This is a genomic window from Pantoea sp. CTOTU50773 (assembly GCF_032082325.1).
Lineage (GTDB): Bacteria > Pseudomonadota > Gammaproteobacteria > Enterobacterales > Enterobacteriaceae > Pantoea > Pantoea communis.
This window is the reverse complement of the sequence record NZ_DAMDQC010000040.1, coordinates 20,521-31,579: the sequence shown is the minus strand read 5'-3', so window position 1 is coordinate 31,579 and position 11,059 is coordinate 20,521. Positions and strand designations below refer to the sequence as shown.

At 53.9% G+C, this 11,059-nt stretch carries 11 protein-coding genes; 6 read left to right on the top strand and 5 right to left on the bottom strand.

All coding sequences use genetic code 11. The features are described 5' to 3' along the window. The 5 genes from RT340_RS08905 to msrP form a co-directional block, all read right to left on the bottom strand. Positions 1-884, bottom strand: an 884-nt coding sequence (locus RT340_RS08905) for a biotin carboxylase N-terminal domain-containing protein (protein ID WP_313375445.1), incomplete at its 3' end; no start/stop codon positions are given. Between the two features lie 11 nt (positions 885-895). Further along, the gene (accB, locus tag RT340_RS08900) at positions 896-1,363 is read right to left on the bottom strand and encodes an acetyl-CoA carboxylase biotin carboxyl carrier protein (RefSeq protein WP_034830260.1); all 468 of its coding nucleotides are present in this window, start codon (positions 1,361-1,363) and stop codon (positions 896-898) included. A 21-nt stretch (positions 1,364-1,384) separates the two neighbouring features. After that, a complete protein-coding gene (gene aroQ / locus RT340_RS08895; RefSeq protein ID WP_058959566.1) occupies positions 1,385-1,837 on the bottom strand; it encodes a type II 3-dehydroquinate dehydratase in 453 nt (150 codons plus the stop codon). A gap of 232 nt (positions 1,838-2,069) precedes the next feature. Beyond that, positions 2,070-2,672, bottom strand: coding sequence for a protein-methionine-sulfoxide reductase heme-binding subunit MsrQ (msrQ, locus tag RT340_RS08890; RefSeq protein WP_034831066.1), 603 nt, complete (start codon positions 2,670-2,672; stop codon positions 2,070-2,072). Continuing rightward, positions 2,673-3,677, bottom strand: coding sequence for a protein-methionine-sulfoxide reductase catalytic subunit MsrP (msrP, locus tag RT340_RS08885; RefSeq protein ID WP_034831065.1), 1,005 nt, complete (start codon positions 3,675-3,677; stop codon positions 2,673-2,675). Between the two features lie 327 nt (positions 3,678-4,004). On the opposite strand from msrP, the gene csrD reads away from it, so the two are divergent. The 6 genes from csrD (at position 4,005) to rng (ending at position 11,032) form a co-directional block, all read left to right on the top strand. Continuing rightward, entirely contained in the window at positions 4,005-5,951 is a 1,947-nt protein-coding gene (csrD, locus tag RT340_RS08880) for an RNase E specificity factor CsrD (protein ID WP_160834438.1), read from the top strand. Between the two features lie 311 nt (positions 5,952-6,262). After that, positions 6,263-7,306, top strand: coding sequence for a rod shape-determining protein MreB (gene mreB, locus RT340_RS08875; protein ID WP_313375439.1), 1,044 nt, complete (start codon positions 6,263-6,265; stop codon positions 7,304-7,306). 145 nt (positions 7,307-7,451) lie between these two features. Beyond that, entirely contained in the window at positions 7,452-8,486 is a 1,035-nt protein-coding gene (mreC, locus tag RT340_RS08870) for a rod shape-determining protein MreC (protein WP_034830877.1), read from the top strand. Then, entirely contained in the window at positions 8,483-8,971 is a 489-nt protein-coding gene (gene mreD, locus RT340_RS08865) for a rod shape-determining protein MreD (RefSeq protein WP_034830875.1), read from the top strand. Before mreC ends, mreD begins: the two co-directional genes overlap by 4 nt. An 8-nt stretch (positions 8,972-8,979) precedes the next feature. Continuing rightward, positions 8,980-9,573, top strand: a complete 594-nt coding sequence (locus tag RT340_RS08860) for a nucleoside triphosphate pyrophosphatase (RefSeq protein WP_211729817.1) — start codon at positions 8,980-8,982, stop codon at positions 9,571-9,573. Further along, positions 9,563-11,032 (top strand): ribonuclease G, encoded by a 1,470-nt coding sequence (gene rng / locus RT340_RS08855; protein ID WP_097119476.1) that lies wholly within the window; start codon positions 9,563-9,565, stop codon positions 11,030-11,032. Before RT340_RS08860 ends, rng begins: the two co-directional genes overlap by 11 nt. Positions 11,033-11,059 lie beyond the last annotated feature (27 nt).

Below are 11,059 nucleotides of genomic sequence, written 5' to 3'. Positions count from 1 at the left end.
ACCTGAATACGGGTGTTCATCTCGATGAAGTAGAACTCACCGTTTTCGTACAGGAACTCGAAGGTACCCGCACCGCGGTAGCCGATATCGATACAGGCTTTGGCACAGCGCTCGCCGATAAAGCGACGCAGTTCCGGCGTGATGCCCGGCGCTGGTGCTTCTTCGACCACTTTCTGGTGACGACGCTGCATTGAGCAGTCACGTTCCGCCAGATAGATGGCGTTGCCCTGGCCGTCGGCCATCACCTGAATCTCGATGTGACGCGGGTTCTCGAGGAATTTCTCCATGTAGACCATGTCGTTGTTGAAAGCCGCTTTGGCTTCCGCTTTCGTCATGCCGATGGATTGTTCCAGATCTTTTTCACTGCGCACCACGCGCATACCACGACCGCCGCCGCCGCCAGAGGCTTTGATGATGACCGGGTAGCCGATGCGTTTAGCAATGGCACGGTTTTTATCCATGTCATCGGTCAGCGAGCCGTCAGATCCTGGCACGGTTGGCACACCGGTTTTCTTCATGGCGGTGATCGCAGACACTTTGTCGCCCATCAGGCGGATGGTGTCAGCTTTTGGGCCGATGAAGATAAAACCAGAGCGCTCAACCTGCTCGGCGAAATCGGCATTCTCAGAGAGGAAGCCGTAGCCCGGGTGGATCGCCACGGCGCCGGTGATTTCGGCGGCGGAGATCAGTGCAGGGATGTTCAGGTAACTTTTGACCGACTGTGCCGGGCCGATGCAGACGGTCTCGTCCGCCAGCAGCACGTGCTTCAGGTCGCGGTCAGCGGTTGAGTGAACCGCAACGGTCTTGATGCCTAATTCTTTACACGCGCGGAGAATACGCAGAGCGATCTCACCGCGGTTAGCAATGACAATTTTATCCAGCATGCTTCGCCTCGTTATTCGATGACGACGAGCGGCTCGTCAAATTCAACCGGCTGGCCGCTTTCCACCAGAATCGCCTTCACAACGCCGGATTTATCGGCTTCGATCTGGTTCATCATTTTCATCGCTTCAACGATGCACAGGGTATCGCCCGCGTTGACTTTCTGGCCCACTTCCACGAAGGCTTTCGCATCCGGGCTTGGGGTACGGTAGAAAGTGCCGACCATCGGAGAACGCACGATGTGGCCGGTGATTTCCGGCTTAGCGGCTTCAGCCGGCGCAGCGGCTGCAGGTGCAACGGCGGTCGCCAGCGCAGGCTGCTGCATCACTGGCGCAGCATAAGCCTGTTGCATGACCGGATAGCCAGCGTTCGCAGGTGAACGGCTGATACGAACTGACTCTTCGCCTTCAGAGATTTCCAGCTCGGAGATGCCAGACTCTTCTACCAGTTCGATCAGTTTCTTAATTTTACGAATATCCATGAGTGTGGTTCCGTACTCTGTTTAATTGGAATGTGACAGGCGTTTTACTGCCGTTTGTAAAGCCCATGAGTATCCATCAGCGCCAAGTCCACAAATGACGCCAGCAGATACATCAGAAAGATAGGAGTGATGTCGGAACGGCTCACGTGCATGCACGTTCGAGAGATGCACCTCAATAAAAGGGATGCTAACCGCCAACAGGGCATCACGCAGTGCAACGCTGGTATGCGTGAATGCAGCCGGGTTGATGATGATGTAATCCACATTGCCACGGGCCTCGTGAATACGATCAATCAACTGAAACTCTGCATTCGATTGCAAATGACTCAATTTCACATGGTGCTGATCGGCCTGCTGGGTCAAATCGCTGACAATTTCTGCCAACGTGGTGTGCCCATACTTCTCAGGCTCGCGCGTTCCCAACAAATTCAGGTTGGGGCCGTTTAAAAGCAGTATGTGAAATTCGTGCGCCATCTTGCTGCTATCTCCTGCAATCAGTAAGGCATCGCGTAAAATACCGCGACATCTGTCGTTTGTCACTCCTGAGAGTGAAAAAGACGACTTCGCTTGCAATAAAGCCGGGCATTATATCCGTTTCGTCGCAATTCGCAGCAAAATACTGGTCTTATCTGCGAAGTTGATCCGATGCGGCCCGAAGGCCACACCTTTTATCAGATTTCACAGCAGGAAGACAACCATGCGGGGATTATCGATGCAGAAGTTTACGCAACTTATTGTAACGCCAACCTAACAGCACTAAAGCCACCAGCGCATAAATCCAGGGCTGCGGGGAGAAGACTTTCACCGACCAAAGATAGTGGATAGGTGCGAGGATCGCGACAAGATAGATGCCGTTGTGCAGGGTTTGCCAGCGACGGCCAAGCTTACGTTGGGCACGTTGAAATGAGGTGATGGCGAGGGCAAACAGCACCAGCCAGCAGATCATACCCAGTAACAGATAAGGACGTGAAACGATCTCACTACCCAGCAGTTGCAGGTGGTTATAACCCAGTTCCAGCAGGTAATAGCTGGTCAAATGCAAACATGCCCAGGCAAAACACCACACGCCGAGCAGGCGGCGGGTGCGAATCAGCAGAGGCTGTTTCAGGTAACGCGTGAGTGGGCTCACCAGCAGCGTCGCCAAAAGCAACTTTAACGCCATTCTGCCGGTAAAATGCTGGATATCTTTCGCCGGGTCGGCACTTAACCAACCCTGGCTGGCAGCCATAAACAGATACACAAACGGCAGGAAAGCCGCGAGATGCAGCACCACTTTTAACAGGGTGATATGGCGTAACGTCAGTCGCACTCAGTAATTCTCCCGTAAATCGAGCCCGCGATACAGTGAAGCCACCTCTTTAGCGTAGCCGTTAAACAGCAGGGTTGGCTGGCGTTCGACATTCAGAATGCCGCCGGAACCAATAAAACGCTCGGTGGCCTGCGACCAGCGCGGGTGATTCACATGGGGGTTAACGTTGGCATAAAATCCATATTCGTTATTGGCGATTTGATTCCATGTGGTAGGAGGCTGGTCGCGCGTCAGGGTGATTTTAACGATGGATTTGATGCCCTTGAAACCGTATTTCCACGGCACCGTCAGGCGAATCGGGGCGCCATTCTGTGGCGGCAGCGCTTTACCGTACACGCCGGTGCTTAATAGTGTGAGAGGGTGCATCGCTTCATCAAGACGCAACCCTTCCACATACGGATAATCCAGCCCACCGCCAATAAAGCGATCTTTCTGACCTGGCATCTGGTCCGGAGCATATAACGTCTGAAAGGCGACAAAGCGGGCATTGCTGGTGGGTTCAGCCAGTTTGAGTAATTTATTCAGCTCAAAGCCCACCCAAGGGATCACCATCGACCACGCTTCAACACAGCGCATGCGATAAATACGCTGCTCCATGGCAAAACGTTTAAAGATGTCGTCCATATCCAGCGTGATCGGTTTCGCCACTTCACCTTCAATGCGCAACTGCCAGGGCTCAGTTTTCAGCGTGCCGGCGTTGGCAGCTGGATCGGCCTTATCCAGACCAAACTCATAAAAGTTGTTATAGCCAGAAACCTTGTCAAACGGTGTCATCGGCAGATCGGCCTGATACTGCGCGGGTTTGGTAAATTGCAGATCGCGACCTGCGGGGGCAGGTGGACGGTCATTGCCTTTAAACCAGCTCAGCACATCTGCCTGCGCCGCGCCGGGTAAACTTGCCGCAGCGGCGCCTAATCCCAGCGCTTTCAACACCTGACGGCGGCGCATATTAAAGATGCTCTCGGGCGTCACGTCGGATTCGGTAAGGTATTGCTTCAGCTTCATGGCATTCTCCGGCGAAAAAGGTGGTGTTGTACTCAGCATGATCAACTCGCGCTGGACACGCCACTTTGCCCGGAAAAATATGAAATTTCCTGGCAAGCGGGCTCTGTTGAGAATAGGACGAAAAAGTCCGTGTGAAACGCAAGCCATCACACTTTGCGGCTATACTCGCGCCGCAGGTCCGATTAGCATGGCGCACCGCCTAATTTGATGCGCGTCTGGCGCTGATTCAGACGATGTTTTGTGCTATTTTGCTCAGGTTTACGCCAATGAGCAGGTTGGCGCCGTCGGATGGCGACCGTTTAGAACCGCAGTGATACAGGCACAGGGATGCGATTAACAACTAAGTTTTCTGCGTTTATTACATTATTAAGCTTACTGGCAATGTTATTGATGCTGGTCGGCTGCGCTTTTAGTTTTATCTGGCTATCGCAACAGCGCGTTGAAACACGCGTCAATACGCTAGCGACCGAAGTCGATAAAGCGCTGACAACGCAATCGCCACAAGAACTGACGCAGTGGTTGACGCGCATCATGCCGGTGATCAATGCGGAACAAATTGAGATGCATAACGGCAATACCGTGGTGTTTCAACTCGCTCGCCATGAAAATCCTATGCTCGAAGATGAGCCGAATCGTTTTATTCAGTTCGATCTTCCGTTAGTGCACTCTCCCGGCCTTGAGCTGCGTGTAGTGGTACTCGATCCTGCGAAAACCTGGTTCCGTTCCTTTACCGGTGCCTATACGCTGATTGTCCTGCTCAGCGTGGTGGCGATTATGTCGGCTTTACTGGTGATGACGCATCGCTGGATCAATCGTCGCTGGCAGCACATGGAGCGTTTAGAAGCTCGCTCCGAGCGTATTCTGGCGGGTGAGCGCGTGCCCTACGTCGGCCATTATGCCGAATGGCCGCCAAAAGCCAGTCGCGCCATTGACACTTTGCTTAACGATCTTCAGGAAGCGGGCGAGCAGCGCTTGCGCATTGATACGCTTATCCGTACGTTTGCCGCACAGGATTCACGCACCGGCCTGAATAACCGCCTGTTCTTCGATAACCAGTTAGCCACGCTGCTGGAAGATCAGGAAGATGTGGGCACGCATGGCGTGGTGATGATGGTGCGCCTGCCCGATCTCGACACGCTTCATGAAACGCTGGGCCAAACGCTGGTGGATGAATACCTGTTTGACCTGATTAATATGCTGTCGACATTTGTTCTGCGATATCCAGGCGCTTTACTGGCACGCTATTTCCGCAGCGATTTTGCCGTGTTATTGCCGCACCGCACGCTCAAAGAGGCCAACAGTATCGCCGATCAGTTGATCAACGCGGTCGACTCATTGCCGCCGATGCGTATGGTCGATCGCGATGATTTAATCCACATTGGCATCAGCGCCTGGCGCAGCGGAGAAACCGTGCCGCAGGTGATGGAAAATGTCGAGATGGCGACCCGTCGTGCCGCCTTGCAGGGCGGTAACAGTTGGTCAGTCGGTGAAGGCAATACCTTAGACATGGGACGTGGTAGTGTGCGCTGGCGAACGCTGCTGGAAAACACGCTTAATCGCGGCGGCCCACGTCTTTACCAAAAACCGGCTGTGTTGCTGGATGGCAAAGTGCACCACCGTGAAATGCTGGCGCGCGTGTTCGATGGCGACAAAGAAGTGGTGTCGGCCGAGTTTATGCCACTGGTGCTGCAACTGGGTTTGACCGACAGTTGGGATCGCCAACTGGTGACGCGAATCGCGGCACTCTCTGAAGTGTGGCCTGATGAAACGCTGGCGTTACCCGTCAATATTGACTCCTTATTACAGCGTCCATTTCAGCGCTGGCTGCAAAAGCTTTTGCTGCAATGTACAAAATCGCAAAGAAAACGTTTTTTATTTGAACTTGCTGAGGCTGATGTTTGTCAACACATCAATCGCTTAGTGCCGGTTTTCCAAATGTTGACCGCGTTTGGTTGCCGTGTGGCGGTGGATCAGGCGGGCATGACCGTGGTGAGCAGTGCTTATATCAAGCAGTTCCCAATCGAAGTGATCAAACTCGATCCGGGGCTGGTACGTAATATTGAACGTCGTACTGAAAACCAGTTATTTGTGCAAAGTTTACTGGAAGTGTGCAAATCCACCTCGACACAAGTTTTTGCTGCGGGCGTGCGTACGCGCGCGGAGTGGCAAACGCTGGCGAATCTGGGCGTGGCAGGTGGGCAGGGTGACTTCTTTGCCCCATCATTGCCGGTGAACAGTAACGTGAAAAAACATTCACAACGTTATCGAATTTAGGTCTTCAGCCAGTAAAGTAGCGCTGAGGGGCCTTTTTCTGCCCTTTGGTGGATTACGTCCGCGCTTATGATGGCTGGAAATGTTAGATTTTATGTCGAAATTCGCCCGGTGATTAAGGGGGAATTTACGTTTAATAGGGCGGCTTAGCGCTATTTAACGGCGGCCAGGGATAAGCGAATCGGCCCAAAAAATTATTCAGCGTATTTTTTCACCGAAGCAGAACGTTTTTGCGCCTTGTAGCGGCTTCGCGTGGTTGGTAAAGTAGGCGGATTTTATTTTCCGCCCCCAGCTTGCAGGATTATCCTTTCGTTATGTTTAAGAAATTTCGTGGCATGTTTTCCAACGACTTGTCCATCGACTTGGGTACCGCCAATACCCTGATTTATGTTAAAGGGCAAGGCATCGTGCTGAACGAGCCTTCCGTGGTTGCCATTCGTCAGGATCGTGCCGGTTCGCCAAAGAGCGTTGCGGCCGTAGGTCATGACGCCAAGCAGATGCTGGGTCGTACTCCAGGCAACATCGCGGCCATCCGTCCTATGAAAGATGGCGTGATCGCCGATTTCTTCGTGACTGAAAAAATGCTCCAGCACTTCATTAAGCAAGTGCACAGCAACAGCTTTATGCGTCCAAGCCCACGTGTGCTGGTCTGCGTACCGGTTGGCGCCACTCAGGTTGAGCGCCGTGCTATCCGTGAATCTGCACAAGGTGCAGGCGCGCGCGAAGTGTTTCTGATTGAAGAGCCGATGGCTGCCGCAATTGGTGCAGGCCTGCCGGTATCTGAAGCAACCGGTTCGATGGTGGTGGATATCGGTGGTGGTACCACTGAAGTGGCCGTTATCTCCCTGAACGGCGTGGTCTACTCTTCTTCTGTACGTATCGGTGGTGACCGCTTCGATGAAGCTATCATTAACTATGTGCGCCGCAACTACGGTTCACTGATTGGTGAAGCCACTGCGGAACGTATCAAGCACGGCATTGGTTCTGCCTATCCGGGTGATGAAGTACACGAAATTGAAGTACGTGGTCGTAACCTGGCAGAAGGTGTACCGCGTGGTTTTACCCTGAACTCCAATGAAATCCTCGAAGCGCTGCAAGAGCCGTTGACGGGTATCGTGAGTGCAGTGATGGTCGCGCTGGAACAGTGCCCACCAGAACTGGCTTCTGATATCTCCGAGCGCGGCATGGTGCTGACCGGTGGTGGCGCATTGCTGCGCAATCTGGATCGTCTGCTGATGGAAGAAACCGGTATTCCGGTTGTCGTTGCAGAAGACCCACTGACCTGCGTCGCGCGCAGCGGTGGTAAAGCGTTGGAAATGATCGACATGCACGGCGGCAATTTGTTCAGCGAGGAGTAAATCCTCATCGGCTGAGACCGTGGTCAAATTGCGCAGGGAGTCGCGCCTATCGACGCTGCGCACGACGGCGAGATGCGTCCAGCCCTGGAGGCGTTAGTCATAAGACTGGCGCTTCTTCCCTGATGTCGAGGAACACGCAGAATTTATGAAGCCGATTTTTAGCAGGGGGCCTTCCCTGCAGTTGCGTCTCTTTCTGGCAGTCATTGTGGCTATCGCGATTATTATCGCAGACAGCCGCGTGAGCTCCTTCTCCCAGATCCGCAACTACCTGGACACGTCGGTAAGTCCATTTTATTTTCTGGCCAATGGGCCGCGACAGCTTCTTGACGGCGTCTCAGAAACGCTGGCTTCACGCCAGCAGCTCGAGCTGGAAAACAAAGCGCTGCGCCGTGAGCTCTTCCTGAAAAACAGTGACCTGCTGATGCTGGGGCAATACAAGCAGGAAAACGCACGTCTGCGTGAGCTGCTCGGCTCGCCGCTGCGTCAGGATGAGCACAAGATGGTGACCCAGGTGATTTCAACCGGCACCGATCCGTATACCGATCAGGTGGTTATCGATAAAGGCAGCGTAAACGGTGTTTACGAAGGCCAGCCGGTGATCAGTGATAAAGGTGTAGTGGGTCAGGTGGTGGCTGTGGGTCAGGTGACCAGCCGTGTACTGCTGATTTGTGATGCTTCGCATGCGTTGCCGATTCAGGTGTTACGTAATGATATTCGCGTGATTGCGGCGGGTAACGGCTGCAGTGAAGATTTGCAGCTGGAACATCTGCCGGGCAACACCGACATTCGTGTCGGCGATGTGCTGGTGACGTCAGGTCTCGGCGGGCGTTTCCCTGAAGGCTACCCGGTTGGAGTGGTCTCTTCCGTGAAAGTCGATACCCAACGTGCCTACACCGTGATTCAGGCGCATCCGACGGCTGGCCTGCAACGTCTGCGTTACCTGCTGCTGTTGTGGGGCGCGGATAAGAATGGCGACATGCCAATGGCACCAGATGAAGTTCACCGCGTGGCGAATGAGCGTCTGATGCAGATGATGCCGCAGGTCTTGCCGCCAGCAGGCGAAATGGGCCCACCGGCACCGGATATGATGCAGCCTACGCAGCAAATGGGGCCGCCGGCACCCGCTAACAGCAGTCGTTCGCAAGGGATCCCAGCGAACACACGCGGAGGCCAGCCTTGAGTCGATATCGCAGCCAGGGCCGATGGGTTATCTGGCTGTCCTTTCTGATTGCCCTCATTCTGCAAATCATGCCCTGGCCGGAACAAATCTACATGTTCCGGCCTTCATGGCTTTTGTTGATCCTGGTTTACTGGGTTCTGGCATTACCGCACCGGGTTAATGTTGGTACAGGCTTCTTTTTAGGGGCCGTGATGGACCTGGTGGCCGGTTCGACGCTGGGGGTGCGCGCGCTGGCGTTCAGCATCATCGCGTATCTGGTGGCCTTCAAATTTCAGCTATTCCGAAATCTGGCGTTGTGGCAGCAGGCATTAATGGTTATGGTGCTGTCGCTCGCGGTGGATGTCATTGTTTTCTGGGCTGAATTCCTGGTCATCAACGTCTCATTTCGCCCGGAAATCTTCTGGAGCAGTGTGGTCGACGGCATTCTGTGGCCCTGGCTATTCTTATTAATGAGAAAGATTCGCCGACAGTTCGCTGTTCAGTAAGGAAGACTATGATAAGCCTGTATCTCGCATCCGGTTCACCGCGTCGACGTGAACTGCTCACGCAATTGGGTCTGCAGTTTGAACGTCTGATTACGGACGTTGAAGAGCAGCGCCAGCCAGAAGAAGCGGCGGAAGTGTATGTTCGCCGTCTGGCTTTGGACAAAGCGCGAGCTGGCGTGGCGGTCGCGCCGCAGGATTTACCGGTGCTGGGTGCAGATACCATCGTGGTACTCAACAATGACGTGCTGGAAAAGCCGCGCGATGCTGCACACGCAGCGCAGATGTTGAGTCAACTCTCCGGGCAAACGCATCAGGTGATGACCGCCGTCGCGCTGGCTGACAGTGCACGCGAGCTGGATTGCCTTGTCACCACTGATGTGACATTCCGCAATATCACGGCAGAAGAAATCTCGCACTATATTGCCAGCTGCGAGCCGATGGACAAAGCCGGCGCGTACGGAATACAGGGTCTGGGCGGCAATTTTGTCCGCAAGATTAATGGAAGCTATCACGCCGTAGTGGGATTACCGCTGGTTGAAACCAATGAGTTGCTGAGCCACTTTCAGTCACTGCGTGCGTTAAGGGGACAAGATGACGGCTGAGCTGCTGGTTAACGTTACACCTTCTGAAACCCGTGTCGCCTATATTGATGGCGGCATTTTGCAGGAAATCCACATCGAGCGCGAAGCACGGCGCGGTATCGTGGGGAATATCTATAAAGGTCGCATCAGCCGCGTGTTGCCCGGTATGCAGGCTGCGTTTGTCGATATCGGCATGGATAAAGCCGCCTTCCTGCACGCTTCTGACATCATGCCGCACACCGAATGCGTGGCGGGTGATGAGAAGAAAAACTTTGTCGTACGCGATATCAGCGAGCTGGTGCGTCCCGGCCAGGATCTGGTGGTACAGGTGGTGAAAGATCCGCTCGGCACCAAAGGTGCACGACTCACCACTGATATTACGTTGCCTTCTCGTTATCTGGTGTTTATGCCAGGTGCATCACACGTTGGAGTATCACAACGCATTGAAAGCGAAGCCGAACGTGATCGCCTGAAAGCCGTCGTGGCGGCCTACTGTGACGATCTCGGCGGCTTTATTATTCGTACTGCTGCCGAAGGCATCTGTGAGGAAGATCTGGCGCAGGATGCCGCCTTCCTCAAGCGTCTGTGGACCAAAGTCAGCGAGCGCAAAAAACGTAATCAGACGCGCTGTCTGCTGTACGGTGAATTAGCGTTGGCACAGCGCGTGCTGCGCGACTTTGCCGGCGCAGCGCTGGATCGCATTCGCGTTGATTCACGTCTGACCTGCGATCTGCTGGTGGAATTTACCGGCGAATATATCCCGGAAATGGCCAGCAAGCTGGAGCTGTACAGCGGCAAACAGCCAATCTTCGATCTGTTTGATGTTGAGAATGAAATCCAGCGCTCACTGGAGCGCAAGGTTGAACTCAAGTCGGGCGGCTATCTGATCATCGATCAAACCGAAGCCATGACCACCGTCGATATTAATACCGGTGCATTTGTTGGGCATCGTAATCTCGACGAAACCATCTTCAACACCAACATTGAAGCCACACAGGCGATTGCTCGCCAACTGCGTCTGCGCAATTTGGGCGGCATTATCATCATCGATTTTATCGATATGAGTAATGACGACCATCGTCGCCGCGTACTGCATTCGCTGGAAAGTGCGCTGAGCAAAGATCGGGTGAAAACCGGTATCAACGGCTTCTCGGCGCTCGGTCTGGTGGAAATGACGCGCAAACGCACGCGGGAAAGTATTGAACATGTGCTCTGTGCCGATTGCCCGGTGTGCAAAGGGCGCGGCACGCTGAAAACGGTGGAAACGGTCTGCTACGAAATCATGCGCGAAATCGTGCGTGTGCATCATGCTTATGATTCCGATCGTTTCCTCGTTTATGTTTCCCCGGCAGTGGGCGAGGCGTTAAAAAGCGAAGAGTCACATGCGCTGGCTGAAGTGGAAATCTTTGTCGGTAAGCAGGTTAAAGTCCATGTTGAGCCGCTCTATACTCAGGAGCAGTTTGACGTCGTCATGATGTAAGTCGTGAGGCTGAACGCCGTTATTCAA